The 24,761-nt window shown below is 69.3% G+C and carries 24 protein-coding genes and 1 riboswitch; of the genes, 11 read left to right on the top strand and 13 right to left on the bottom strand.

The features are described from left to right. Positions 1–24: 24 nt before the first annotated feature. Together ACFY9E_RS13295 and ACFY9E_RS13290 are read right to left on the bottom strand one after the other, a co-directional pair. Positions 25–477 carry a GNAT family N-acetyltransferase gene (locus tag ACFY9E_RS13295; RefSeq protein WP_390982496.1) on the bottom strand — a complete coding sequence of 151 codons (453 nt, stop codon included), beginning with the start codon at positions 475–477 and terminating at the stop codon, positions 25–27. 70 nt (positions 478–547) lie between these two features. Continuing rightward, entirely contained in the window at positions 548–1,012 is a 465-nt protein-coding gene (locus ACFY9E_RS13290) for a MarR family transcriptional regulator (RefSeq protein ID WP_390982493.1), read from the bottom strand. Positions 1,013–1,154: 142 nt separating this feature from the next. Between ACFY9E_RS13290 and ACFY9E_RS13285 the strand changes: the two genes are divergently transcribed. After that, positions 1,155–2,363, top strand: coding sequence for an MFS transporter (locus tag ACFY9E_RS13285; protein WP_390982490.1), 1,209 nt, complete (start codon positions 1,155–1,157; stop codon positions 2,361–2,363). Positions 2,364–2,428: 65 nt separating this feature from the next. After that, positions 2,429–2,851 carry a heme-binding protein gene (locus tag ACFY9E_RS13280; protein WP_390982488.1) on the top strand — a complete coding sequence of 141 codons (423 nt, stop codon included), beginning with the start codon at positions 2,429–2,431 and terminating at the stop codon, positions 2,849–2,851. 76 nt (positions 2,852–2,927) lie between these two features. Here the strand turns inward: ACFY9E_RS13280 and ACFY9E_RS13275 are convergent, their stop codons facing one another. Next, complete coding sequence (locus ACFY9E_RS13275) at positions 2,928–3,791, bottom strand: GNAT family N-acetyltransferase (protein WP_390982485.1); 864 nt, start codon at positions 3,789–3,791, stop codon at positions 2,928–2,930. A gap of 572 nt (positions 3,792–4,363) precedes the next feature. Between ACFY9E_RS13275 and ACFY9E_RS13270 the strand changes: the two genes are divergently transcribed. Then, a complete protein-coding gene (locus ACFY9E_RS13270) occupies positions 4,364–5,989 on the top strand; it encodes a globin domain-containing protein (protein ID WP_390982483.1) in 1,626 nt (541 codons plus the stop codon). A 9-nt stretch (positions 5,990–5,998) separates the two neighbouring features. Here ACFY9E_RS13270 and ACFY9E_RS13265 read toward each other — a convergent pair whose 3' ends face one another. The 5 genes from ACFY9E_RS13265 to ACFY9E_RS13245 form a co-directional block, all read right to left on the bottom strand. Next, a complete protein-coding gene (locus tag ACFY9E_RS13265; RefSeq protein ID WP_390982480.1) occupies positions 5,999–6,481 on the bottom strand; it encodes an NUDIX domain-containing protein in 483 nt (160 codons plus the stop codon). A gap of 176 nt (positions 6,482–6,657) precedes the next feature. Beyond that, complete coding sequence (locus tag ACFY9E_RS13260) at positions 6,658–7,563, bottom strand: LysR substrate-binding domain-containing protein (protein WP_390982477.1); 906 nt, start codon at positions 7,561–7,563, stop codon at positions 6,658–6,660. 194 nt (positions 7,564–7,757) lie between these two features. After that, the gene (locus ACFY9E_RS13255; RefSeq protein WP_390983675.1) at positions 7,758–8,993 is read right to left on the bottom strand and encodes a cystathionine gamma-lyase; all 1,236 of its coding nucleotides are present in this window, start codon (positions 8,991–8,993) and stop codon (positions 7,758–7,760) included. 50 nt (positions 8,994–9,043) lie between these two features. Then, positions 9,044–9,535 carry a low molecular weight protein-tyrosine-phosphatase gene (locus ACFY9E_RS13250; protein WP_390982475.1) on the bottom strand — a complete coding sequence of 164 codons (492 nt, stop codon included), beginning with the start codon at positions 9,533–9,535 and terminating at the stop codon, positions 9,044–9,046. 5 nt (positions 9,536–9,540) lie between these two features. After that, positions 9,541–9,918: a phage holin family protein gene (locus ACFY9E_RS13245; protein WP_390982472.1), complete on the bottom strand. Its 378-nt coding sequence runs from the start codon at positions 9,916–9,918 to the stop codon at positions 9,541–9,543. 60 nt (positions 9,919–9,978) lie between these two features. Here ACFY9E_RS13245 and ACFY9E_RS13240 point away from each other — a divergent pair, with 60 nt between their 5' ends. The 4 genes from ACFY9E_RS13240 to ACFY9E_RS13225 all read left to right on the top strand — a co-directional run bounded on the left by ACFY9E_RS13240 (position 9,979) and on the right by ACFY9E_RS13225 (position 12,262). Beyond that, entirely contained in the window at positions 9,979–10,296 is a 318-nt protein-coding gene (locus tag ACFY9E_RS13240; RefSeq protein ID WP_390982469.1) for a cupin domain-containing protein, read from the top strand. A gap of 165 nt (positions 10,297–10,461) precedes the next feature. Next, positions 10,462–10,674, top strand: a complete 213-nt coding sequence (locus tag ACFY9E_RS13235) for a DUF5326 family protein (RefSeq protein WP_020271174.1) — start codon at positions 10,462–10,464, stop codon at positions 10,672–10,674. Positions 10,675–10,994: 320 nt separating this feature from the next. Next, positions 10,995–11,729 carry an IclR family transcriptional regulator C-terminal domain-containing protein gene (locus tag ACFY9E_RS13230; RefSeq protein ID WP_390983672.1) on the top strand — a complete coding sequence of 245 codons (735 nt, stop codon included), beginning with the start codon at positions 10,995–10,997 and terminating at the stop codon, positions 11,727–11,729. A 98-nt stretch (positions 11,730–11,827) separates the two neighbouring features. After that, on the top strand, positions 11,828–12,262 hold the full coding sequence (locus tag ACFY9E_RS13225; RefSeq protein ID WP_104779090.1) for an SsgA family sporulation/cell division regulator: 435 nt from the start codon (positions 11,828–11,830) through the stop codon (positions 12,260–12,262). 348 nt (positions 12,263–12,610) lie between these two features. On the opposite strand, the gene ACFY9E_RS13220 is transcribed toward ACFY9E_RS13225, so the two are convergent. After that, entirely contained in the window at positions 12,611–13,819 is a 1,209-nt protein-coding gene (locus ACFY9E_RS13220) for a YibE/F family protein (protein ID WP_390982465.1), read from the bottom strand. A 726-nt stretch (positions 13,820–14,545) separates the two neighbouring features. Beyond that, a riboswitch (TPP riboswitch) is annotated at positions 14,546–14,735 on the top strand. Between ACFY9E_RS13220 and thiC the strand changes: the two genes are divergently transcribed. After that, complete coding sequence (gene thiC, locus ACFY9E_RS13215) at positions 14,728–16,512, top strand: phosphomethylpyrimidine synthase ThiC (protein ID WP_390982463.1); 1,785 nt, start codon at positions 14,728–14,730, stop codon at positions 16,510–16,512. (Overlaps the previous riboswitch by 8 nt.) A gap of 74 nt (positions 16,513–16,586) precedes the next feature. On the opposite strand, the gene ACFY9E_RS13210 is transcribed toward thiC, so the two are convergent. From ACFY9E_RS13210 to ACFY9E_RS13200, 3 genes are all read right to left on the bottom strand, one after another. Further along, on the bottom strand, positions 16,587–17,450 hold the full coding sequence (locus ACFY9E_RS13210; RefSeq protein WP_390982461.1) for a hypothetical protein: 864 nt from the start codon (positions 17,448–17,450) through the stop codon (positions 16,587–16,589). Between the two features lie 183 nt (positions 17,451–17,633). After that, a complete protein-coding gene (locus ACFY9E_RS13205; RefSeq protein ID WP_390982459.1) occupies positions 17,634–18,725 on the bottom strand; it encodes a metallophosphoesterase in 1,092 nt (363 codons plus the stop codon). A gap of 322 nt (positions 18,726–19,047) precedes the next feature. Then, a complete protein-coding gene (locus ACFY9E_RS13200) occupies positions 19,048–20,160 on the bottom strand; it encodes a substrate-binding domain-containing protein (protein WP_390982456.1) in 1,113 nt (370 codons plus the stop codon). Between the two features lie 431 nt (positions 20,161–20,591). Between ACFY9E_RS13200 and hisC the strand changes: the two genes are divergently transcribed. Then, positions 20,592–21,671 carry a histidinol-phosphate transaminase gene (gene hisC, locus ACFY9E_RS13195; RefSeq protein ID WP_390982453.1) on the top strand — a complete coding sequence of 360 codons (1,080 nt, stop codon included), beginning with the start codon at positions 20,592–20,594 and terminating at the stop codon, positions 21,669–21,671. Between the two features lie 14 nt (positions 21,672–21,685). Here hisC and ACFY9E_RS13190 read toward each other — a convergent pair whose 3' ends face one another. Further along, positions 21,686–22,078 carry a cyclophilin-like fold protein gene (locus tag ACFY9E_RS13190; protein WP_390982450.1) on the bottom strand — a complete coding sequence of 131 codons (393 nt, stop codon included), beginning with the start codon at positions 22,076–22,078 and terminating at the stop codon, positions 21,686–21,688. A 149-nt stretch (positions 22,079–22,227) separates the two neighbouring features. Between ACFY9E_RS13190 and ACFY9E_RS13185 the strand changes: the two genes are divergently transcribed. Next, complete coding sequence (locus ACFY9E_RS13185; protein WP_390982447.1) at positions 22,228–23,736, top strand: cytochrome ubiquinol oxidase subunit I; 1,509 nt, start codon at positions 22,228–22,230, stop codon at positions 23,734–23,736. A gap of 20 nt (positions 23,737–23,756) precedes the next feature. Further along, complete coding sequence (gene cydB, locus ACFY9E_RS13180) at positions 23,757–24,761, top strand: cytochrome d ubiquinol oxidase subunit II (protein ID WP_390982444.1); 1,005 nt, start codon at positions 23,757–23,759, stop codon at positions 24,759–24,761.

Here is a 24,761-nt window from a genome sequence, read left to right as displayed (position 1 = left end):
CGCCCGCACACAGCATCACAGCTGTCACAGCTGGAGCTTGAAGCCCGTGTGGGAGGCCGTGAAGCCGAGCCGCTCATAGAAGCGGTGGGCGTCGGCGCGCGTCTTGTCGGAGGTCAACTGGACCAGATGGCAGCCCTGGTTCCGGGATTCGTCGATCGCCCACTCGATGAGCTGAGTTCCCAAGCCACTGCCGCGCTCGTCCGCGTGGATGCGCACCCCCTCGACGATCGACCTGGTTGCGCCGCGTCGTGACAGTCCAGGAATGATCGTGAGCTGGAGAGTGCCGACGACCCGGCCTCCCCGGACCGCCACGACCAAGCGCTGGTTCGGGTCGGCGCTGAGCCTCTCCAGCGCGGCCAGGTACGGGGTGAGGTCGTCAGGGGACTCGCGCTGTGCACCCAGCGGATCGTCCGCGAGCATGGCGACGATCGCCTGGACGTCGTCGGCGACGGCGGCACGTATTTCCAGATCTCCCATGGGGCGCACTCTACGCAGAGCCGGCCGGTGCGGCGCTGTCGCACGCGGCGAGGTCCTGTGCGGAGGTGTCCTAGGCGGGCACCGGGGCCTTCAGCGTCTCCACGACCCGGACCAGCGGGGCCAGCTCGGGGTTCTTCGCCGCCTCGTCGAGAGCCTCACGCAGGGCGGCGTCATTGGTGGGCCGCGCCGCTTCCAGCAGTTCGAGACCGGCCGCGGTGACGTTCGTGTAGATGCCCCTGCGGTCGGTGGGGCACAGGTAGCGCTCCAGTAGCCCGCGGTCTTCCAGCCGGGTGACCAGACGCGTGGTGGCGCTCTGGCTGAGGACGACGGCGTCGGCGACCTGCTTCATCTGCAGATGGCCTCCGTCCCCGTCGTGCTGTCGGCTGAGCACGTCCAGCAGGGAGTACTCGCGCGCACTGAGGTCGTGCTGTGCCTGCAGAGCGCGCTCGATGTGGGCCTCGATTCTCCCGTGGAGCAGGGAGAGGGCGCACCAGCTCTGGGCGAGAGCGGTGAGCGCGGGGTCCGTCGCTGTCATTGGCGTTTCCTCCGTCCCGGAGCGGCTGTCTCCCAGGGTAGAGCAGGATCGCAATAGACGGCGGTTGCAGATATCCCGCGTCTGCAACTATTGTGGACGCACGCAAAGCGCTCCTGCAATCGTCTGGGAAGGTAACCCCTCCATGCCTCTCGCGCTTTTGGCCCTCGCGATCGGGGCCTTCGGAATCGGAACGACAGAGTTCGTGATCATGGGCTTGCTGCCCGAGGTCGCGGGCGATTTCGGGGTCACCATCCCCACAGCCGGCTACCTGGTGACCGGCTACGCGCTCGGTGTCATGTTCGGCGCCCCGCTGATGACCGTGCTCGGCACCAAGATCTCCCGCAAGCGGATGCTGATGCTGCTGATGGGCCTGTTCATCGCCGGCAACCTGCTCTCGGCCCTCGCCCCGGCCTTCTCCGTCATGCTGATCGGCAGGATCGTCGCCTCACTGGCACACGGCGCCTTCTTCGGCATCGGCTCGGTGGTCGCGGCCGACCTCGTCGCCCCCGACAAGAAGGCCGGAGCCATCGCGATGATGTTCACCGGTCTGACCGTCGCCAACGTCGTGGGCGTCCCGCTGGGCACTCTCGTCGGACAGTCCGTCGGCTGGCGGGTGACCTTCGGCATCGTCGCCGCCCTCGGTGTCATCGGCCTGGTCGGTATCGCCCGGCTCGTCCCCGACATGCCCAAGGCGGAGGGCGTGCGCCTGCGGCACGAGTTGGCCGCCTTCAAGAACGTGCAGGTGCTGCTCGCGATGGCCATGACCGTCCTCGGCTTCGGCGGCGTCTTCGCGGCCATCACCTACATCGCGCCGATGATGACCCACGTCGCGGGCTTCGCCGACGGCTCCGTCACCTGGCTGCTGGTCCTCTTCGGCCTCGGCATGGTCGGCGGCAACCTCGTCGGCGGCAAGTTCGCCGACCGCGCGCTGATGCCGATGCTCTACATCGCCCTGAGCGCCCTGGCCGTCGTCCTGGCGCTGTTCACCCTCACCGCGCACGACAAGCTGCTGTCGGCGATCACCATCGCGCTGATCGGTGCCCTGGGCTTCGCCACCGTGCCGCCGCTCCAGAAGCGGGTCCTCGACCAGGCGCACGGCGCTCCCACCCTGGCCTCCGCAGTGAACATCGGCGCCTTCAACCTCGGCAACGCCCTGTCCGCCTGGCTAGGCGGCCTCGTGATCGCGGCGGGCCTCGGCTACACCGCCCCCAACTGGGTCGGTGCCGCCCTGGCTGTCGGAGCTCTGGTTCTGGCCGTCGTCTCGGCCGCCCTGGAGCGCCGTGCCGGTGGTTCCAGCACCGTCGTCACGGGATCCGCGCCGACGGAGCAGCGGGCCGCTGTCCACCACTGAGCAACCTGAACGTCCCGACCACCCCACGCCCCTGCCCCACAGCAAGCCTTCCAGGAGAACCCCTCATGAGCACCGCCACCGCTGTCGCCCCGCTGACCACCCATGACGCCGACGTCCTCGTCACCGCCGCTCACCGTGCCGCTGAGGCCGCGGGCGTCACCGTCAGCGTCACCGTTCTGGACGCGGGCGGCCATCTGCTCGCCTTCCGTCGCGACGACCGTGCCGTGCTGATCTCCGGCGAGACCAGCACCCGCAAGGCCTACACGGCTCTCCAGCTGAACGCGCCCACCGTCGACCTCGTCGACGCGGTGCAGCCCGGAGGTCTCTTCCACACGCTGCCGACCGCGCTCGACCGGCCGCTGCTGTTCATCGCCGGCGGCGTGCCGGTGCACCGCGACGGCCGCCTGATCGGCGCGATCGGCGTCGGCGGGGGTGCCCCGGAGCAGGACCACGGCTTCGCCACGGCCGCCGTGGAGGCCCTCGCCTGACCGAGCCGCTTCTTCAGCGCGACAACGCCGGTTTCCCGATGCAAGGGGAGCCGGCGTTGTCGTATATCGAGGCTCTTCAGCCCGCCGCGACCGTGACCGGCGCGAACCGCCGGCTCCAGTCTCCGGGCGACTCGGAGATCCCGTAGGACATCACCGAGTTGAAGGCGATGGACTCCAGACCGCGCTCCTTCACCCATGCGAGGAGCTCTTCGTGCCGCACGTCGATGTCGGTGCGCAGGGGACGGTCGGTGTGCGCGGCGAGGGAGGCGATGAGGGCTTGGGCCACCGATGTATCGCGTGCGATGAGCGGGCCGACGACGTGGGTGTCCATGTTGGGCCAGGCCGCCGCGTATCCGATGATCCGCCCGTGCTCCTCGGCCACGCGCAACTGGTCTGCGAAAGCGGGAAGTCGGGTGACGATGTGGGTTCGGTCGGCCCCGAACACCTGCTCGTCGAGCCGGAGGATCGCGGTGAGGTCCTCGGCGGTCGCGGCACGGGTGGCCACTTTCGGATCCGGCCCGCCGGGAATGAAGCGCCCGGCGACCATCTCGGCCCGCCCGGTGACCTTGAAGCCCAGTTCCTTGTAGAGGGGGCGCCCGTACGGCGTCGCGTGCAGGGTGAGAGGCGTGGTGCCCATCGCGGAGACGACATGGCGCATCAGCCGGCGCCCCACACCCTTGCGGGCATGCCGTCCGGCGACCAGAACCATGCCGATCGCGGCGAGGGCGGGATCCTGTGGTCCGTACTCGGTGACGACACAGGCGCTCACGAGGCCCCCGTCGGGGTCGTCGATGCCGTAGCCCTTCCCGGCCGTGAGAAGGAAGGCCCACTTGTGCTCCTCCCGTGGCCACCCCCGATCCTCGGACAAGTCGGCGCAGGCGGCTTGATCGCGGAGCGTCAGACGACGGATGGGCAATGAGGCAAGAGAAGGAGTCGGCACGCAGGTCAGGCTGTCCGACAAGGCACCCCGGCGTCCACCTGTTTCGACGGAGACGTACGACCTTTTGGCCAGTTGTCACCGCTCGGCCGACGCGCGGACCGGGACTGGATGTTTCACGTGAAACACGTAAGAACATCTGGTGCCCGATCGAGGCCGTGAACGGGGTTTTCCGGTCACATAGTTGGCCGACTTGCTGATGCGCGTCGTGCCCCCATTCGTGACGAGCGAAGGGGGGACTTGTGTGCACAGCGGTGGCCGGTAGGGTCGACTCCGGTTCGCGTCCGGGACGAGCCGGCTCGTTCCGTGTGGGCCGAGTGCCGGGTTGTGCAGCCTAACGGGACGGAAAGATTGAAGACCCGCGTTCCGGGTTATGTGACGGAAGCGTCCGGGCGGGTGAGAAGCTCGATGAGAGTTGCTGCGGTCAATGTCACACTCTCACCCTACTTGTCCGTACGGAGCCGGAATACGGGTTGAATGTGGCCACATTGGCCGCGACAAGGATGGGAACGCAGACCGTCCACGGGGGAAAGCAGGCACCTTCCGACCGAGGAAGTGCGCAGACCGACCGAAAGATGCTCGAGGCGAGGCACACCATGGACGCTCCGACCACCACGTCGGCCGACAACGGCACTTCTGGCGGCGGGGGCGGCTGGTTCACACCCCGCAAGAACCCGCCGACGGCGCCGGACAGCGAACCCGGGACGGCAGACGGGCGCCGACCGGCCGTGATACGCCCCGTGGGCAGGCCCACGCCCGCCACGGAAGGGCCGGAAGACGGCACATCCGAGCCACCCGCCTCGACGCCCGGTGGCGCGAGTGCCGATGGGCAGGACCCTGGGCAGGAATCCCCGAAGGGGATCCCCACATCCACCCTTTCGGCCGCGCCGCACCACCCGTTTCACGCGTTCTCAAGCCCGGCCGCCGCCTCGTCGCCAGGTCCCGCACCCACAGCGCTCACCCCGGCGCCCTTCGCCTCCACCGTGGGCGCACCGCCGACTGCCGCTGCCGAGCCGCATGTTCCCTCCCCGCGGCACGCACCGGCGTCGCCTTCGGAACCAGCCGCCACAGCCCCGGCCGAAGCGGCATCCCCGGACGCCCTCCTCATCCGCCGCGCCATGGCCGAGGTCGCCCCTGTTTCCGACAAGGTCACGTCGTACTTCTACGCCCTGCTCTTCGTCCGCCACCCCGACCTGCGGTCGCTGTTCCCGGCCGCGATGGACACCCAGCGGGACCGGCTGCTCAGGGCGCTGCTCACGGCCGCCGAGCACATCGACGACAAGAAGGTCCTCGTCGAGTACCTGCAGAACCTCGGCCGGGGCCACCGGAAGTACGGGACGCGGGCCGAGCACTACCCGGCCGTCGGCGAATGCCTCATCGGCGCGCTGAGCAAGTACGCCGCCGGAGTCTGGAACCCGGAGATGGAGGCGGCCTGGGTCCGGGCCTACACCACGATCTCCCAGGTCATGATCGATGCGGCGGCCGCGGACGAACTGCGCGCCCCGGCCTGGTGGTACGCCGAGATCGTCATGCACGAGCTGAGAACCCCGGACGTCGCCGTCGTGACCGTCCGCCCCGACCAGCCGTACCCCTTCCTCGCCGGGCAGTACACCAGCCTGGAGACGCCCTGGTGGCCGCGGATCTGGCGGCACTACTCCTTCGCCTCGGCCCCCCGCTCCGACGGTCTGCTGTCGTTCCATGTGAAGGCCGTTCCGGCCGGCTGGGTGTCCAATGCCCTGGTACACCGCGCCCGCCCCGGCGACATCATCCGGCTCGGCCCGCCCGCGGGTTCGATGACCGTCGACCACACCACCGCCAGTGGCCTCCTCTGCCTGGGCGGCGGCACGGGCATCGCGCCCATCAAGGCTTTGGTCGAGGACGTCGCCGAGCACGGGGACCGCCGACCGGTGGAGGTCTTCTACGGGGCCCGCACCGACCATGACCTGTACGACATCGACACCATGCTCCGCCTCCAGCAGACCCACCCCTGGCTCTCGGTCCGCGCGATCATCGACCAGCAGGCGCACCAGCAGTTGCCGGACGCGATACGCGCCTACGGGCCGTGGAACGAGTTCGACGCCTATCTCTCGGGTCCGCCCGGGATGATCCGCAGCGGTGTGGACGCCCTGAGGGACGTCGGCATCCCGTCGGACCGCATACGGCACGACTCCGTCGAGGAACTGGTCGCGGCCGGGAGCTGAACAGCCGTCTCAGCCCAGGTCGGGCGCGTGCATGGCGAGAACACCCTCGATGTTGCCGTCCAGGTAGTGCCGTAGCGACAGCGGCACGAGATGGACGGACGCGATCCCGACCCGGGTGAAGGGCACACGCACGATCTCGTACTCGCCGACGGGCTCGTCCACCTCGGGACCGTGACGCAGCGAGGGGTCCATGGACTCCAGGCGGCAGACGAAGAAGTGCTGCACCTTCACACCGGTCGCACCACCGTCCTCCCCGATGTGCTCCATGGTGTCCACGAAGCAGGGCACCACGTCGGTGACCTTCGCGCCGAGCTCCTCGTACACCTCGCGGTGGAGGGCATCGACGACGGTCGAGTCGCTGGGCTCGACCCCGCCGCCGGGGGTGAGCCAGTAGGGATCCATCCCCGGCTTGGTGCGCTTGATCAGGATCAGGTCGTCACCGTCCAGCAGAACGGCGCGGGCGGTGCGCTTGACCACGGGTCGGACGGTCATGAGTGAAATGTGGCCCGGCTGGTTCCACGTGAAACATCGCGAAGGGTGACCCCTCGAGCCCTCAGAGTGAGACACCGTCCCGAGCGCCCCGGCACCCGCGCCATGGCGCCCGGCACCTCTCGTCGGAGCGCCCCGCAGCGCACGTCTGTACGGCCCGGCAGGCGACCCCGAGCACCTCAGCACCAGTCGGCCGAGGACCGCAGCAACCAGTCGTGCGCCCGCGCGACATGAGGCATCGCGAGCGTCCCGGTGCGGACCACGAGGAAATACGTCCGCAACGGCGGCACCGCCGGCTCGTACAGGGGCACGACATCGCCCCGCTCCAGCGCTGCCGCGCACAGATAGCGGGGCAGCACTGCCATGCCCGCCCCCGCGACCGTGCAGGCCAGGACCGCACGCAGGTCGGGAACGATGACGGTGCCCGGGGCGGCCGGGGGTGAGTCGAAGACGGAGGCCCAGTAGCGGGAGACGAAGGGCAGCGACTCGTGCACCTCCACCACGGGCACCTGCTCCAGGGCCGGTATCGGCTTGCCGTCCGGCTGCCCGGCGCCGGTGTCCCCGGCCCAGCGCGGCGCGGCGACCAAGACGTGCTCCTCGTCGCAGAGCGCAGTCGCTGTGAGCAGAGCGCCACGCGGCTGGGCCGTGCTGATGGCCAGATCATGATGCCCGGCGGAAAGCCCTTCCAGGGTTTCCTCGGCGTTCCCGAACGAGGCGCGCAAGGCGAAGCCCTGACCGTCCTCGCCGGTCAGCTCCGTGAGGGCGGGCAGGGCTCGTTCGGCGGTGAACTCCGGAGGACCTGCGAGGTGCAGCGTCCGTAAGGAGGAGTCGTCGTCGAGGCCGGTCTCGGTGATCTCCACCAGGGCGTCGAGATGCGGTGCGGCCTTGTGGGCGAGTTCGTCGCCGATGCTCGTCGGGGTCACGCCGCGGGCCTGCCGCAGGAACAAGGGACGGCCCAGCTGCCGCTCCAGCGTCCGTATCTGCGAGGTGACGGCCGGCTGGGAGAGGCCGAGCAGGGCGGCGGCGCGGGTGAAGGAGCCGGCTCGGTGCACGGTCACGAAGGTCCGCAGCAAGGCCAGATCCACCGCACAAGCTCCCCTCTTCGGCTCTGCTCCGGTCCCCGGCCGCGCTCAACTATAAATAAGTCGATAGGTCGCTGTCGCTACTGTGATTGGACACTGACAGAGAGTCAACTAGCCTTGGTCGCGCGGTTCTTGCGCGGGGAACCGGGGGACGGTCCGAGCCACGAGGGGGGAGGCTCGGACCGTCCATGGGGATGTCACGCGGCCGACGCGTCCAGCGCACGCAGCACGTCCGCCACCAGGTCCTCGGGGTCCTCGGCGCCGACCGACAGGCGGATGAAGCCCTCCGGCACCGCGTCGCCGCCCCAACGCCCGCGCCGTTCGGCCGTGGACCGCACTCCGCCGAAGCTCGTCGCGTCGTCCACGAGCCGCAGCGCGTCCAGGAAGCGATCGGCCCGCGCGCGCGTGGGCAGCGTGAACGACACCACGCACCCGAAGCGCCGCATCTGCCGCGCGGCGACAGCGTGCGAGGGGTCGCCGGGGAGCCCCGGGTAGCGCAAGCCCGACACCTCGGGCCGTTCACGCAGCGCCTCGGCGACCGTCAGGGCCGTTGCGCTCTGCCGGTCGACCCGCATCTGGAGCGTCGCGATCGAACGGTGCGCGAGCCAGGCCTCCATGGGTCCGGGAATCGCACCGACGATCTTGCGCCAGCGGCGTACGGCGGCCATGGCCTCGGCGTCCCGGCCGACGACGTAGCCCAGCAGGACGTCGCCGTGGCCGGTGAGCTGCTTGGTGCCGCTGGCCACCGCGAAGTCGGCGCCGAGTTCCAGCGGACGCTGGCCGAGCGGCGTCGCGAGGGTGTTGTCGACGGCCACCAGGGCGCCACGCGCGTGTGCCGCCTCGGCGAGCCGCCTGATGTCGCACACGTCCAGCCCGGGGTTCGACGGGGTCTCGATCCACAGCAGCTTCGCGCCGTCGAGGACGTCGAGCTGGGCGTCACCGCCGGTCGGCGCGGTGCGCACCTCGATGCCGTAGGCCTCCAGCTGGGCGCGGACCAGCGGCAGCGCCTGATAGCCGTCGTCGGGCAGGACGCACACGTCACCGGTGCGCAGCTGGGAGAAGAGCACCGCTGAGATCGCGGCCATGCCGGAGGCGAAGACGAGCGTCTCTGCACCGTCCGGGCCGGGCGCCTCCAGCTCGCCGACGGCGCGCTCGAGCAGCGTCCAGGTCGGGTTCTCGTCGCGGCCGTAGGTGTAGGGGCCGGTCGGGTCGCCCGGCAGGTGGAAGTGGGCGGCGAACACGGGACCGGGCAGGGTGGGCTCGTGCTTGACCGGCTCGGGCAGCCCGGCCCGCACCGCGCGCGTACCGTCACCGGCGTCCGCGGTGACGAGACCCGCGGCACCCGTCACCTTGTCCACGGCGGCCGTCAGGTCGTCGACGGCACCCGCCGCTTGGCCCGCCGCACCCGTCACCCGGCTCGCGGCATCCTTCATCCGGTTCGCGTCGCCCGTCGCCCGGCCCGCGTCACCCCTCGCGGAATCACTCATGCCGCCCGTCCCTCCACGTCCTCGCGTACTGCGGCGAGCAGCCCTGTGCTCGCCGCCTCCACCATCTCAAGGCACTCCTCGAAGCCGTCCATGCCCCCGTAGTAGGGGTCCGGTACGTCGAGGTCCTCGCCGGCGGCTGGGTCGTACGAGCGCAGCAGTCGTACCTTCTGCGCGTCCTGTTCCGTGGGGGCGAGGCGGCGCAGGGCTCCGAGGTGGCCGGAGTCGAGCGCGATCACCAGATCGAGGCGCGAGAACCAGGACGGCTGGAACTGCCGGGCGGTGTGGCCGCCGGCGTAGCCGTTGTCCTCCAGGACGGCCACCGTGCGCGGGTCGGCGCCGTCGCCCTCGTGCCAACCGCCCGTGCCGGCGCTGTCGACCTCCACCAGCCCGTCGAGACCGGCCTCCGCCACCCGCGCGCGGAAGACGATCTCGGCCATCGGGGAACGGCAGATGTTGCCCGTGCAGACGAAACAGACGCGGTACGTCATGGTGCTCAGTCCTCGTCGGGCAGGACGACGTGCAGGGCCCAGGAGACGACCGAGATGATCAGACCGCCCAGGACGGCCGTCCAGAAGCCCTCCACGTGGAAGCTCAGGTCGAGCTTGTCCGCCAGCCACGAGGTGAGCAGCAGCATCAGCGCGTTGACGACCAGGGTGAACAGCCCGAGCGTCAGAATCAGCAGCGGAAGGCTGAGGAGCTTGACGACCGGCTTGACGAGGAAGTTCACCAGGCCGAAGAGCAGCGCCACGATGATCAGGGTGCCGACCTTCTTGCCCGTGCTGTCACCGGTCAGGGTGATCTTGTCGAGCAGCCACACGGCGACCGCCAGGGCACCCGCGTTGGCGATCGTCTTGACTACGAAATTCATCATGTGTCTGATCGTGGCAGACCTGATCGAGCATGGGCACAAGAGGCAGGGGCGGGCAAGGCGATGAAGGCATTTCGGCTGGATGAACTGGAGGCGGAGCGCGCCGCCAACGACGGTGCCTACCTGCAGTTTCTGCGGGAGCAGAACATGTCGGTCGGCCTGTACGCCCTCGACGCGGGCGTGCAGGATCCACAGAAGCCGCACAACCAGGACGAGGTCTACTTCGTTGTGAGCGGCCGGGCCGCGATCACCGTCGGCCTGGAGACGACCCAGGTGGCGCGCGGCAGCGTGATCTACGTGCCGGCGGGCGTGGCCCACAAGTTCCACCACATCACCGAGGATCTGAGGGTGCTGGTGGTCTTCTCTCCGCCCGAGAGGTGACGGACCGCCTCAGGGTTCCCTAGGGGATCGGTCAGGGGAGGACAAGGGGTGCGAGGCCCCCGTTCGACCCCTCCCCGGACCTAGCATCGAGTGCAGGACGTCAGAGATCCAGAAGGACCGACAGGACCCGGCACTCGAACGGGCGGAGAGGTAAGGACGAGGGCGATGCGAGAGATCTTCACGGGACTGCCGTGGTGGGTGAAGTGGATCGCGGTGCCGGTCATCGCCCTGGTCGTGTTCGGCGGGCTGATCGCCAGTGTGGTCGGGTTCGTCATCGGACTGCTCTTCAAGGTGCTGGTCTTCGTGGCGCTGGTCGGGGGACTGATCTACGTCGTACGGAAGTTCACATCGAGCTCCTCGTCGCGCAGCGACTGGTGAGACCGGTGGGAAACCGGTGGGGGTAGCGGGCAACGCCTGGAATCACCGGTTCCCTCGGGCGGGGGAAGTTTCCCGGCGGGGCCGTCTGCACGCGGTGGCAGGCGAATAGAGTCCGGAACCCGACGCGGGGACTTCCCCGCGAGCGGCATACACCCCCACCCGTGTTCCTCCGCACGGTCTGCCCCCCCCCGCTTCGGGAGAGACCCTTGGTCCCGGCTGACACCGCACCCGTCCACCTCCACACCGTCCCCGCGCAACCCCGCTCGGCGGCACCCCCCGGGCCACCGGGCCCCTCCGCACCCGCGCCTCCGCCGACCCTCATCGGATCCGTGCAGCGCGCGATGCGCCTGCTGGAGACCGTCGCCGTGCACGAGTACGGCGCCCCCGCCAAGCAACTGGCCCGTGAGACCGGGCTGGCGCTGCCCACGACCTATCACCTGCTGCGCACCCTCGTGCACGAGGGTTATCTGCGCCGCGACAAAGGCCTGTTCTTCCTCGGTGAGGCGGCGGAGCGGCTGAGCAGCAGCGGAGCGCGGCAGAAACGTCGCAGCACGGTGGTCGACACACTCGCGCACTGGCGGGACGTCCTCGGCGTGCCCGTGTACTACGCGGTGTACCGCGAGGGTGAGATCGACGTCATGTGCGTCTCCGACACCCCGAACACCCCCGCCGTCGAGGAGTGGGCCGACTTCCGGGAGACCGGGCACGCCCACGCCGTCGGGCAGTGCCTGTTGTCCCAGCTGGACGAGGACGCACGGCGTGACCACCTCGACCGCTACCCGGTGCAGCCGCTCACGCCGTACACCGTGCGCGACAACCACAGCCTGCTCCGGCGTCTGGAGCGCATCCGGCGCATGGAACCGGTGATCGAGCGTCAGGAGTACGCCCTGGGTGCGGTCTGCGCCGCGATCCCGCTCACACTCGGCACCACGGCAGCGACGATGGCCATTTCACTCCCCGCACACCAGGTCGACCGGTTGCTGCCGGCGGCCCGGCAGTTGCAGGCCGGGATCGGGCGGTCGCTCGGCTCGCTCGCGCTCTCTATCAGTATGTGAAAACTCACTCCTTGTGATCTGCTGTGTACGTTCAGCAAGATTCCACCAAGTGTCAGAGGTTCGTTCCCGGCCAGTCACGGCGAATGACGGGGTTATCGATGCGCGAGTCCGTGCAAGCAGAGGTCATGATGAGCTTTCTCGTGTCCGAGGAGCTCTCCTTCCGCATTCCGGTGGAGCTGCGCTATGAGTCCAGTGATCCCTATGCCGTCCGGCTGACGTTCCATTTGCCCGGTGATGCCCCCGTGACGTGGGCTTTCGGGCGGGAGTTGCTGATCGACGGGGTCGGCCGGCCGTGCGGGGAGGGCGATGTGCGGGTCACGCCCGTCGAACCCGACGCGCTGGGCGAGGTGTTGATCAGGCTTCAGGTGGGCAGCGACCAGGCGTTGTTCCGGTCGTCGACGGCACCGCTCGTCGCTTTCCTCGACCGTACGGACAAGTTGGTGCCGCTGGGCCAGGAGGGCTCGCTCGCCGACTTCGACGCCCACCTGGACGAGGCCCTGGACCGCATCCTCGCCGAGCAGAGCGCTGGTTGAGGCATGGGCCCGGCGGCACGGTGGAGGAACGCTTCACCGGATGCCGCCGAGCCATGCAGGAACGCTTCTTCCTGCGATGGTCGTATGACCGGGCGATCTTCTCGCGGTAGGGCGGACGCTTCCGCCGCCGGAGGTGGTGCAGGCGGGTGTGGTGGAGGCGCCGGAAGCGCGGGACACGGCTGAGCCGCCGGCGGCACGGGAAGCGGCCGAGGCCGAGGCGCCCGGGGCCCAGGCGCCCCGAGGCCGCAGCCCGCAACGGGGTCTGAGCGCAGGGCCTCTTCCCCCGCTGCCCGAGGCCTTCGCGGGGTTCCGCCCAGGCCCGGGCCACCTGCGGCAGGCGCAGAGGAGTCAGCGCTTGCGGCGCCGGCCCCTCCCCCCGCGCGCCGGGGCCGTTGAGGCGGCCTCCGCGGCGGGCTCCGCTCCCGGGCGGTCGGCCGAGACCACCAGCGCCGCCAGGGCCGTGGTGACCGGCACCGAGGCGACCAGGCCGATCGAACCGACCAGCGTGCGCACGATCTCCTCGGCCACCAGTTCGCTGTTGGCGACCGTCCCCACACTGCTCTGCGCGATCGAGAACAGCAGCAGCAGCGGCAGCGCCGCGCCCGCGTAGGCGAGGACGAGTGTGTTGACGACCGAGGCGATGTGGTCGCGGCCGATCCGGATGCCCGCGCGGTAGAGCCCGCGCCAGCCCATCGACGGGTTGGCCTCGTGCAGTTCCCAGACCGCCGAGGTCTGGGTGACCGTCACGTCGTCGAGTACGCCCAGCGAGCCGATGATGATGCCGGCCAGCAGCAGACCACTCATGTCGATCGTCGGATAGAGGCCGTGGATGAGGCCGGTGTTGTCGTCGGTGTTGCCGGTGAGCGCGGCCCAGTCGATGAACACCGAGCCGAGGATGCCGATGAGCAGCAGGGAGATGAGTGTGCCGAGCACCGCCACGGATGTCCGGGCGGACAGGCCGTGACACAGGTACAGGGCGATGAGCATGATGGCGCTCGCCCCCACCACCGCCACGATCAGGGGATTCGAGCCCTGCAGGATCGCCGGCAGGATGAAGAAGTTCAGCACCAGGAAGCTCATGGCCAGCGCCACCAGGGCCATGACACCTCGCAACCGCCCGACGACCACGACGGCGAGTGCGAAGATGCCGGCGAGCAGCCCCAGGGGCAGACGGCGGTTGATGTCGGTGACCGAGTACTGGAGGTCCTTCGGCGCGGAGGGCTCGTAGGCGACCACGACCTCCTGGCCCTCGTGCAACTGGCGGGACTGGTCCGGCTGGACGATCTCGGTGAACGTACGGCCCTTGTCGTTGCCGCTGTCGACCCGGATCGTGGCCCTCTTACAGGTGCCCTTCTCCTCCTGCACCGCCGAGGAACCCTCCGCGGTGGAGGTGTCGCCGGTCGGCGGAACGCCCGAGGCGCCGGCCTCCTTGCAGCTCACCTCGACCACCTTGGTGACCGTGGCCTCCTGCGTCTGCCGGTCGAAGCCGACGCCGGTGCGTTCGTGCGACGGGGCGCCGCCCGGCCACAGCACGGCGAGACCGACCAGCACTGCCACGGCGAACGGGATCAGGACCGCCGCGATGACCTTGCGCAGATGCAGGGAAACGGGCGTCGCCGGACCGTGGTTGTGACTGTGGGAATGACCATGGCCGCCCCCCGGTGCGGAGCCGGGGCCGTGGCCGTGTCCGTCGCCCCCACCGTGGTCGTTGCCCCCACCGTGGCCGTTCCTGTCACCTCTGCCAGGCCCGGAACCGCGCCCGCCGCCGGGGCCGGAGCCCTGCCCGCCGCCGGGGCCGGAGCCCTGCCCGCCGGTGGGGCCACCGTGGCCGCCACCGGAAGAACCGGCACCCGGGCCGCCGCCGGAGCCCGGCCCGTACTCTCCGCCGGGACGAGAACCGTACTCACGGCCAGGACCGGAGTCGTACCCGCCGCCGGAGCCCGAGCCGTACTCATCGCCGGAGTCCGATCCGTACCCGCCGCCGAAGCCCGAGCCGTATCCACCGCCGGAGCCGGAACCACGCTCACCGCCGCCTCCCGGGCCGAAGCTCCCGCCGCGCCCGTAGCCAGGCCCAAGGCCCTGTCCCTGAGCCTGCTCCTGCCGGGCCCCGGCGGCGCCGTCATGGCCGTCACCACGGCCGTTGCCGTTTCCGGCGCCGGATCCGCGGGGCGACTCGGGTGGGGGGTAGGGGGGACGCTGCGTCGTGGTCACCGACCGATCATCGCAAGAACGAGGGGGGCCCTCTGTTCACCGCGCCAGAATTGCCGCTAGCGTGGAGGCACCTTTTGTACACGCGGGAGCTCGGAGCACCGGGCTGAGAGGGCGCTGACCTCCGTCCCAGCGATGTTTCACATGAAACATCGCCGGAGTCGAGTGATGTTTCACACGGAACGTCGCCGGACGGAAGCCGCTGCGTCGACCGCCGAACCTGTTACCGGGTAATGCCGGCGTAGGGAGTAGGTCTCATGACCAGCAAGGACGCACGCACGCCTGCCTCCGTTCAGGACGAGAAGTCCGAGGAGGCCGGGAAGTCCATCGGCTGGCACAAGGCGTATGTCGAGGGCTCTCGCCCTGACCTGCGCGTGCCGGTCCGTCAGGTGCACCTCACCAACGGCCAGTCGGTCACGCTGTACGACACGTCGGGCCCGTACACCGATCCACTCGTCGACACCGACGTCCGCAGGGGCCTGTCGCCGCTGCGCGAGAACTGGATCATCGCCCGCGGCGACACGGAGGAGTACGCGGGCCGCCCCGTCCGTCCCGAGGACGACGGCATCAAGCACACCTCGCCCCGCGGCGGCCTTCGTAACCTGGACGCCGTCTTCCCCGGCCGGCCGCGCCAGCCCCGCCGGGGCAGGGAGGGACAGGCGGTCACGCAGCTCGCGTACGCCCGGCGCGGCGAGATCACGCCCGAGATGGAGTACGTGGCCATCCGGGAGAACGTGGCGCCCGAGGTCGTGCGGGACGAGATCGCCGCGGGCCGGGCCGTGCTGCCGGCCAACGTGAACCACCCGGAGATCGAGCCGATGATCATCGGCAAGCGGTTCCTGGTGAAGGTCAATGCCAACATCGGCAACTCGGCCGTGACGTCCTCCATCGAGGAGGAGGTCGAGAAGATGACCTGGGCGACCCGCTGGGGCGCCGACACGGTGATGGACCTGTCCACCGGCCGCAACATCCACACCACGCGCGAGTGGGTGCTGCGCAACTCTCCCGTCCCGATCGGCACCGTGCCGCTCTACCAGGCTCTGGAGAAGGTCGACGGCCGGGCCGAGGAGCTGACCTGGGAGATCTACAAGGACACGGTCATCGAACAGGCCGAGCAGGGCGTGGACTACATGACGGTCCACGCGGGCGTGCGCTTGGCGTACGTGCCGCTGACGGCGAACCGCAAGACCGGCATCGTCTCCCGCGGCGGCTCGATCATGGCCGCCTGGTGCCTCGCGCACCACAAGGAGTCGTTCCTGTACGAGAACTTCGAGGAGCTCTGCGAGATCCTCGCCGCGTACGACGTCACGTACTCGCTCGGCGACGGTCTCAGGCCCGGATCGATCGCGGACGCCAACGACGAGGCCCAGTTCGCGGAGTTGCGCACGCTCGGGGAACTCAACCGGATCGCGAAGCGTTTCAACGTGCAGACCATGATCGAGGGCCCGGGCCATGTCCCGATGCACAAGATCAAGGAGAACATCGACCTTCAGCAGGAGATCTGCGATGAAGCTCCGTTCTATACGCTCGGCCCGCTGACCACGGACGTCGCCCCGGCGTACGACCACATCACTTCCGGCATCGGTGCCGCGATGATCGCCTGGTGGGGCACGGCGATGCTGTGTTACGTCACGCCCAAGGAGCACCTGGGCCTGCCGAACCGCGACGACGTGAAGACCGGCGTCATCACCTACAAGATCGCTGCCCACGCAGCCGACCTCGCCAAGGGCCACCCGGGTGCGCAGGAGTGGGACGACGCGTTGTCCGACGCCCGTTTCGAGTTCCGGTGGGAGGACCAGTTCAACCTGGCCCTCGACCCGGACACGGCACGGGAGTTCCACGACGAGACCCTGCCCGCGGAACCGGCCAAGACGGCCCACTTCTGCTCGATGTGCGGTCCCAAGTTCTGCAGCATGAAGATCTCGCAGGACATCCGCCGTGAACACGGCGGCACACGGACCGAGATCGAGGAGGGCATGGCCCTCAAGTCGAAGGAGTTCGCGGCGAGCGGGAACCGCGTGTATCTGCCCATCGCGGACTGACCGGCCGCGCACAGGCCCGGGGGCCGATGGTCCCCCGGCCTGTGGGAGGCGCCTGCTCGGACGGGATCCGACGGCTACTCCGGCTGGTGCTCCGGGCCTCCGAAGTCCGGGCTGGTGTAGTCCGGACTGCTGAAGCTGGGGCGCGAACCGCGGTCGCCGTCGTCCGGGCTGGTGAACCCCGGGCGGTCGTAGCCGAGGTGCGGCATGCGACTGACCGGGGTGGACGAGGGCGTGGGGTGCAGTGCGGCGGTCGCGCCGGGGTCGACGAGTGCTTCGCGCAGGAAGGGCAGGATCCCGCGTTCCAGCAGCGCCTCGTGCCAGGCCGCCCTGGCCTGGGCCACCTCCCCCTGCAATGCGCCGTACGGCCCGCTTTCGGCCGTGGGCTTGTTGCGCAGGGCGGTGAGCAGCAGTCCCACCGCGGCGACGAGGATCGCGACCGCGGTCACGGCGCCGAACACCCAGCCCGTGGTGAGCATGGTCCGGGCGAACCCCTGCTCGGGGTCGAGCATCTGCAGGATGTAGCCGACGAGCAGGAAGATCGCCGCAGCGGTACCGGCCAGGACGGGTGCGAGGACGGCGACGACGGCGACGGCGCCCGCGCCGGCGGCGTCGGCGACTCCCATGCTGGCGGCGAGCCCCGAGGCGCCCGCGCCCGGCTCGGAGGAACCGGACTCGTGCACGGCCGGCGAAGCGGACGACGCCGGTTGACGCAGTTCGTCGCGCACCTTGACGTAGTGCTGGTATTCGGCCGACGCGGCGGCCGTGATGAGCGCGGTGGCGTTCAGCGCCATGGTGCGCAGCTGTTCGGGGTTGAGCCGCTGTCCGACAGCGGCCAGGTCGGGACGGTGTGGTGCGGAGCGCAGCGCCTCATCGAGGATCCGCTCGTATTCCTGGCGGTCCTCGCTCAGCAGGTGCTGCGGAACGCTGTTCATGTGCATCCCCCGATGCTCCGTAGGGCTTGGGGCTCGGCATGCTGACGAGCCGTCGGGCAGAAACGGAGGGGAGCCTGCTACGGATAAGCCGATGGTAGAGCGGTGACGGTATGCGGTGACAGGGGGTTTACCGAAATTGGCCCCTCACCGGCCCGGTCCTCCGACCGGGGGTGCCTGCCCGGTGAACGTTCACGCCTCCAGCGGCAGTTGCTGGACCAGCAGCTTTCCGGCCATGGTCACGCCGCCGTCCATCGCGATGGCGAGTCCGTCGGCGTAGACGTGCGGTCCCTCGATGACCGGGTCACTGTTGTCCTCGTCGTCCTCGGCACCGACCTCACCCAGCAGGTACGGGATCGGGCTGTGGCCGTGAACGATCCGGGTGCCCCCGTACGTATCGAGCAGGCGGCGCACGGCGTCCGCGCCGCCCTCGTCGCGGAAGGAGAAGCGCTTGGTGAACTTGCGGAACAGGTCCCAGACCTCGTCCGCGTCGTTGCGGGTGATCGTCTCGCGGACGGTGTCGTTGACCTCTTCGATGGAGCGGCCGTAGTCGAGGTAGGCGGTGGTGTCGGAGTGGACGAGCAGGTGGCCGTCGACCTCCTCGACGGCGTCCAGACGGGACATCCACTGCAGGTGGTGGTCCTGGAGGCGGTCCATGTCGGTCTTCTGGCCGCCGTTGAGCAGCCAGGCCGCCTGGAAGGTGGCGGTGCCCGCGCCGGAGTTGACTGGCGTGTCGCCGAACCGCTTCGCGCCCAGCAGCAGCAGCTCGTGGTTGCCCATGAGCGCCTTGCAGTAGCCGCCGGCCGCGGCGGCCTCGGCGGACAGCCGCATGACCAGGTCGATGACGCCGATGCCGTCCGGGCCGCGGTCGGTGAAGTCACCGAGGAACCACAGCCGGGCGGTGCCCGCGCACCAGTTGCCGGCGGCGTCGAGCAGGCCCTTCTCCTGGAGGGCCGACACCAGCTGGTCGAGGTAGCCGTGCACGTCACCCACGACGTACAGCGGGCCCTGCCCGGTGTGGGCCTGCGGGGCGGCGGCGGTCTCGGGGTCCACGGTCACCTGGACAGTGTCACCCCGGTTGATGACGGGAAGGTCGCGCTGAGTCGGCGTGTATCCCTCGGGGTAGGTCTCCTCGGGCGGCGGGGCGACCTCCCCGGGGTGGACGCCGTGGACGTACGGACCGGTCTCGTGGACGTACGCGGGCACCCGGAAGTCGCGCAACGTCGCCGTCCGCTCCACCTCGGGTCCCTGACCGGCCCCCTGAGTCATCGACCCCTCCACCATCGCGCCGCATTGCACCGCATCGGACTGCCTGGTCGTAGCGGCCCGCGGATGTCGTGGGCCCATCATAGGAATGCGGATCGCGCCATGTGATGACCCAGGGGTGGTGAATCAGAGCAAGAGTCCAGTTCACCGCGGCTTTCGCCCCGATTGAGCCGGGCTTTGACCACCGTGTGACCGTCCTCGCTCTTCTTCTCTTCGCGAGAACGATCCCTTCTCTCCGGGGGACCGGCCCTGTTTCTCCCCAGGAGGACGACCTTCCCTTTGCCCGTTGGGGGAGAGGTCCTCTGCCGGACGCCTGCTGCGAGGCGTCCGCCCGCGAGACCTAGGTCTCCTCGGGTGAGCGCGGCGGGCTGACCGTCGTGCGCGGCGGGCGTCGCTGGGACGAGGTGCGCACGATCAGCTCCGTCGGTATCACCTGCTCCACCGGATGGTCCGATTCCACTCCCTCGATGGCGTCGATGAGGAGCTGCACCACCGCCGTGCCGATGCGGCGCGGCTTCAGGGAGAGCGTGGTGATGGGCGGTTCCGTGTTGGCGTACACCGTGGACTCGCTGCAGCAGACCAGCAGCAGATCCTCGGGAACGCGCAGGCCGTAACGGCGGGCGGCGGCGAGCAGGTCGGTGCCGTTCGGGTCGAACAGCCCGTAGACCGCGTCGGGCCGGTCGGGCCGGGCGAGGAGCCGGTCGGCGGCGACGGCGCCCGCGCACGGATCGTGTGCGGGGTAGGCCTCGTACACCGGGTCCTGGCCGACGCGCTCGCACCAGCGCAGGTACGCGGTGGTCGACAGGTGGGTGTAGGTGTCCGTCGTCGTGCCGGTCAGCAGGCCGATGCGGCGGGCGCCGGCGTCGGCCAGGTGGTCGAGGATGCCGAGGACGGCGGCCTCGTGATCGTTGTCCACCCAGGCCGTCACCGGCAGCGAACCGGCCGGGCGGCCGTCGGAGACGACCGGCAGGCCCTGCCGCACGAGCTCGCTGACGACCGGGTCCTGGTCGGAGGGGTCGATGACGACCGTGCCGTCCAGGGCGACGTTCGACCACACGTCGTGGCGGGAGGTCGCGGGCAGGATGACGAGGGCGTAGCCGCGGGCGAGCGCGGCGGAGGTGGCGGCCCGTGCCATCTCGGCGAAGTACGCGAACTCGGTGAAGGTGAAAGGTTCATCCCCGTACGTGGTCACGGTCAGGCCGATGAGGCCCGACTTGCCGGTACGGAGGGTCCGGGCGGCGGCCGAGGGCCGGTAGCCCAGCCGGTCGGCGACTTCCCGGACATGGCGCCGGGTGGCGTCCGGGAGCCGCCCCTTGCCGTTGAGGGCGTCGGAGACAGTCGTGATCGAGACTCCGGCGGCGGCGGCCACGTCTCTGATACCGGCCCGACCCGGCCGACTGCCTCGCCGTGAGGTTTCCGCGCGGCTCACCTGGTGCTTCCCTGCTGCTGTCATGGCGAGCCGATAGTAGGGCTCATGCGGTGGGGTAGTGCGGACGCATATGCACGCGTTGACAGGCACGTTTCTGCATGATCATTTGACCTCAATTGCTTTAGAAACCAAGGGGGTTGAGCGCTCCCATGGCAGTACGTGACGTGGTGGCGCACACGGGCCTGCCAAGTGGCCGATGTTGCGAAGAGGTCTCAACTCACCTGCATGGGGGATGCGCGCCACGGCGTGCACCACCGGCGCGTAGATATATGTGCGGCGCGCCCCCGGATTCGTACGCCTTGGTGCGTCGATGCCCCTGATGCCGGTGGGACGGCGGAGGCCGGCACCGTCCAGTCAGCCGTGGCTATACGCAGGGGCGCCGAATCCTCATAAGGTGAGGAGTATTGGATGTCGGCGGCGGTCATGGGCCGCCGGTCTTCACGAGGAGGACTGCGGTGAGCGAGACGAGCCCCAAGCTGCGCGCCGAGCTGGAGGGAATCCCCACCTACAAGCCGGGCAAGCCCGCCGCGGCAGGTGGTCCGGTGGCCTACAAGCTGTCCTCCAACGAGAACCCGTATCCGCCGCTGCCCGGCGTGATGGAGTCCGTGACGGCCGCGGCCTGCAACTTCAACCGCTACCCGGACATGGCCTGCACGGGGCTGATGAACGAGCTGTCCGAGCGGTTCGGTGTGCCTCTCACTCACCTGGCCACCGGCACCGGTTCGGTCGGTGTCGCCCAGCAGCTGATCCAGGCCACCTCCGGCCCGGGTGACGAGGTGATCTACGCCTGGAGGTCCTTCGAGGCGTACCCGATCATCACGCAGATCAGCGGCGCGACGTCGGTCCAGGTGCCGCTGACGCCGGGGGATGTGCACGACCTCGACGCGATGGCCGCCGCGATCACCGACCGGACGCGGCTGATTTTCGTCTGCAACCCCAACAACCCGACCGGCACGGTGGTGCGGCGGGCGGAGCTGGAGCGCTTCCTCGACCGGGTCCCTGGTGACGTGCTGGTGGTTCTCGACGAGGCCTACCGCGAGTTCATCCGCGACCCCGAGGTGCCGGACGGCGTCGAGCTCTACCGGGACCGGCCCAACGTCTGTGTCCTGCGGACCTTCTCCAAGGCGTACGGCCTCGCCGGCCTGCGGGTCGGGTTCGCCATCGCGCACGAGCCGGTGGCTGCGGCGCTGCGCAAGACGGCGGTGCCGTTCGGCGTGAGCCAGCTCGCGCAGGAGGCGGCGATCGCCTCACTGCGGGCCGAGGACGCACTGTTCGGCCGGGTCGGATCGCTGGTGGGTGAGCGCACGCGCGTGGTCGACGGACTGCGCTCTCAGGGCTGGACGGTGCCCGAGACCCAGGCCAACTTCGTATGGCTGCGGCTGGGGGAGCGCACGGTCCCGTTCGCGGAGGTGTGTGAGCAGGCGGGTGTGGTCATCCGGCCGTTCCCGGGCGAGGGTGTGCGGGTGACGGTCGGGGAAGCCGAGGCGAACGACATCTTCCTGAAGGTGGCGGAAGGGTTCCGTAAGGACCTGTAAGGCCCGGCGCCAGGTCAGGCGTCCAGGATTTCCACACGCACGGGGTCGCCGTCCCGCACGGTCGCGAGCAGCCCGGGATCGCCGTCGAGGCGGCCCAGGACGTTGCACGGGCTTGCGAGGCGGCACTCGTCGCCCTGCGAGATCGGCGTGGGGCCGTACGGGAGGGCGAGGGCGTCACCGTCGGTCCAGAAGGCGACGGTGCCCGGCTCGACGACTTCCCGGGCGCCTGTTTCACGTGAAACCGACAGACCCGTGTCGAAGTACACCTCCTCGCCCCAGGTGCGGGCGGTGGAGACGCGAGGCAGTGCCTTGGCGAGGGCCTGGGCGGTCGGGGTGTCGTCGAGGGTGGCGGTGAGATGCCCCGCCGGCCAGGAGATCCGTATCTGTAGCGATGTCGGTGTCTGCATGCCGTAGATTCAACAATATGTTGAAGTTCCGGCCAAGGGGTTGGCTGTGACGGGGGAGACAGGGGACCCCCTCCAGCGCTCGAAAGCCCGTGCTGCATAATGGCTTGTGAATGTGAACGCTTTCACAAGCGTAGGTAAGGAGCGGCGACGTGGACCTGGCTCTGGCGCCGGAGACCCTGGCGCGATGGCAGTTCGGCATCACCACCGTCTACCACTTTCTGTTCGTCCCCCTGACGATCTCGCTGGCCGCGCTCACGGCCGGTCTGCAGACGGCCTGGGTGCGGACGGAGAAGGAGAAGTATCTCCAGGCGACGAAGTTCTGGGGCAAGCTTTTCCTGATCAACATCGCGATGGGGGTGGTCACCGGCATCGTGCAGGAGTTCCAGTTCGGCATGAACTGGTCGGACTACTCGCGCTTCGTCGGTGACGTCTTCGGTGCGCCGCTGGCCTTCGAGGCCCTGATCGCCTTCTTCTTCGAGTCGACCTTCATCGGCCTGTGGATCTTCGGCTGGGACAAGCTGCCCAAGAAGATCCACCTGGCCTGTATATGGATGGTCTCGATCGGCACCATCCTCTCGGCGTACTTCATCCTCGCGGCCAACTCCTGGATGCAGCACCCGGTCGGCTACCGGATCAACGGGGAGAAGGGCCGGGCCGAGCTCACCGACTTCTGGCTGGTGCTCACCCAGAACACCGCGCTCGCCCAGGTCTTCCACACGCTCACCGCGGCCTTCCTGACCGGCGGCGCCTTCATGGTCGGCATCGCCGCCTTCCACCTGGTGCGCAAGCAGCACGTCCCGGTGATGAAGACGTCGTTGCGGCTGGGCCTCGTCACCGTCGTCATCGGAGGTCTCCTCACCGCGATCAGCGGTGACGTGCTCGGCAAGATCATGTACCAGCAGCAGCCGATGAAGATGGCCGCGGCCGAGGCGCTGTGGGACGGCGAGAAGCCGGCCCCCTTCTCGGTCTTCGCCATCGGCGACGTCGACAAGGGCCACAACAAGGTCGCCATCGAGATCCCCGGCCTGCTGTCCTTCCTCGCGAAGGACGACTTCACCTCGTACGTGCCCGGCATCAACGACGTCAACAAGGCCGAGCAGGAGAAGTACGGGCCCGGCGACTACCGCCCCAACATCCCCGTCGCCTACTGGGGTTTCCGGTGGATGATCGGCTTCGGTATGACGTCGTTCGCCATCGGCCTGGTCGGCCTGTGGCTGACCCGCAAGAAGTTCCTGCTGCCACAGCACCTGAGGGTGGGCGACGACGAGGTGCCGCATCTCGTGCTGCTGCCGAAGAAGGCGCTCGGCCCGACCCTCACCAAGTGGTACTGGCGCATCGCGATCCTCACCCTGGGCTTCCCGCTGATCGCCAGCTCCTGGGGCTGGATCTTCACCGAGATGGGCCGTCAGCCCTGGGTCGTCTACGGCCTGTTCCAGACGCGTGACGCGGTCTCCCCCGGTGTCTCCCAGGCCGAGGTCATCACCTCGATGGTCGTCTTCACCACGCTGTACGCGATCCTCGCCGTCGTCGAGGTCAAGCTGCTGGTCAAGTACGTCAAGGCAGGCCCCCCGGAGCTCACCGAGGCCGACCTCAACCCGCCCACGAAGATCGGCGGCGACTCCCGTGACGCCGACAAGCCGATGGCCTTCTCGTACTAGGCCGAGGGAGCTGCACAGTCATGGAACTGCACGACGTCTGGTTCGTCCTGATCGCCGTCCTGTGGACCGGCTACTTCTTCCTGGAGGGCTTCGACTTCGGGGTCGGCGTGCTCACGAAGCTGCTCGCCCGCGACCGGCCCGAGAAGCGGGTGCTGATCAACACCATCGGCCCCGTCTGGGACGGCAACGAGGTGTGGCTGCTCTCGGCGGGCGGCGCGACCTTCGCCGCCTTCCCCGAGTGGTACGCCACGCTCTTCTCCGGCTTCTACCTGCCCCTGCTGCTCATCCTGGTCTGCCTGATCGTCCGCGGTGTGGCCTTCGAGTACCGCGTGAAGCGGCCCGAGGAGAACTGGCAGCGCAACTGGGAGACGGCCATCTTCTGGACCTCGTTGCTGCCCGCGTTCCTGTGGGGTGTGGCCTTCGGCAACATCGTGCGGGGCGTGAAGATCGACCAGGACTTCAACTACGCCGGCGGCGTCCTGGATCTGCTCAACCCCTACGCGCTGCTGGGCGGTCTGGTGACGCTGGCGCTGTTCACGTTCCACGGGACGGTGTTCGTCGGGCTGAAGACCGTCGGGGAGATCCGGGAGCGGGCGCGGAAGCTGGCGCTGCGCGTCGGGCTGGTGACCGCCCTGCTGGCGCTTGCCTTCCTGCTGTGGACGCAGGCCGACCGGGGCGACGGTGCGTCGTTCGTCGCGATGGTCGCGGCCGTGGCGTCGCTGCTCGTGGCCCTGATCGCGGCACGGGCCGGGCGGGAGGGCTGGGCGTTCGCCCTGTCGGGGCTCACCATCGTGGCCACGGTGGCGATGCTCTTCCTGACGCTGTTCCCGAACGTCATGCCGTCGACGCTGAACCCGGACTGGAGCCTGACGGTCACCAACGCCTCGTCCAGCCCGTACACGCTGAAGATCATGACCTGGTGTGCCGGGATCGCCACCCCGATCGTCCTGCTCTACCAGGGCTGGACCTACTGGGTGTTCCGCAAGCGGATCGGTACGCAGCACATCGCCGAGACCGTGCACTGA

The organism is Streptomyces sp. NPDC012466, assembly GCF_042955215.1.
GTDB lineage: Bacteria > Actinomycetota > Actinomycetes > Streptomycetales > Streptomycetaceae > Streptomyces.
This window is presented reverse-complemented; position numbering and strand designations above follow the sequence as displayed.

Coding starts and splice junctions, on each gene's coding strand:
- ACFY9E_RS13295 (WP_390982496.1), bottom strand. CDS start 477: ATGGGAGATCTGGAAATACGTGCCGCCGTCGCCGACGACGTCCAGGCG.
- ACFY9E_RS13290 (WP_390982493.1), bottom strand. CDS start 1,012: ATGACAGCGACGGACCCCGCGCTCACCGCTCTCGCCCAGAGCTGGTGC.
- ACFY9E_RS13285 (WP_390982490.1), top strand. CDS start 1,155: ATGCCTCTCGCGCTTTTGGCCCTCGCGATCGGGGCCTTCGGAATCGGA.
- ACFY9E_RS13280 (WP_390982488.1), top strand. CDS start 2,429: ATGAGCACCGCCACCGCTGTCGCCCCGCTGACCACCCATGACGCCGAC.
- ACFY9E_RS13270 (WP_390982483.1), top strand. CDS start 4,364: ATGCTCGAGGCGAGGCACACCATGGACGCTCCGACCACCACGTCGGCC.
- ACFY9E_RS13265 (WP_390982480.1), bottom strand. CDS start 6,481: ATGACCGTCCGACCCGTGGTCAAGCGCACCGCCCGCGCCGTTCTGCTG.
- ACFY9E_RS13255 (WP_390983675.1), bottom strand. CDS start 8,993: ATGAAGGATGCCGCGAGCCGGGTGACGGGTGCGGCGGGCCAAGCGGCG.
- ACFY9E_RS13250 (WP_390982475.1), bottom strand. CDS start 9,535: ATGACGTACCGCGTCTGTTTCGTCTGCACGGGCAACATCTGCCGTTCC.
- ACFY9E_RS13245 (WP_390982472.1), bottom strand. CDS start 9,918: ATGATGAATTTCGTAGTCAAGACGATCGCCAACGCGGGTGCCCTGGCG.
- ACFY9E_RS13240 (WP_390982469.1), top strand. CDS start 9,979: ATGAAGGCATTTCGGCTGGATGAACTGGAGGCGGAGCGCGCCGCCAAC.
- ACFY9E_RS13235 (WP_020271174.1), top strand. CDS start 10,462: ATGCGAGAGATCTTCACGGGACTGCCGTGGTGGGTGAAGTGGATCGCG.
- ACFY9E_RS13225 (WP_104779090.1), top strand. CDS start 11,828: ATGCGCGAGTCCGTGCAAGCAGAGGTCATGATGAGCTTTCTCGTGTCC.
- thiC (WP_390982463.1), top strand. CDS start 14,728: ATGACCAGCAAGGACGCACGCACGCCTGCCTCCGTTCAGGACGAGAAG.
- ACFY9E_RS13210 (WP_390982461.1), bottom strand. CDS start 17,450: ATGCACATGAACAGCGTTCCGCAGCACCTGCTGAGCGAGGACCGCCAG.
- ACFY9E_RS13205 (WP_390982459.1), bottom strand. CDS start 18,725: ATGGTGGAGGGGTCGATGACTCAGGGGGCCGGTCAGGGACCCGAGGTG.
- ACFY9E_RS13200 (WP_390982456.1), bottom strand. CDS start 20,160: ATGACAGCAGCAGGGAAGCACCAGGTGAGCCGCGCGGAAACCTCACGG.
- ACFY9E_RS13190 (WP_390982450.1), bottom strand. CDS start 22,078: ATGCAGACACCGACATCGCTACAGATACGGATCTCCTGGCCGGCGGGG.
- cydB (WP_390982444.1), top strand. CDS start 23,757: ATGGAACTGCACGACGTCTGGTTCGTCCTGATCGCCGTCCTGTGGACC.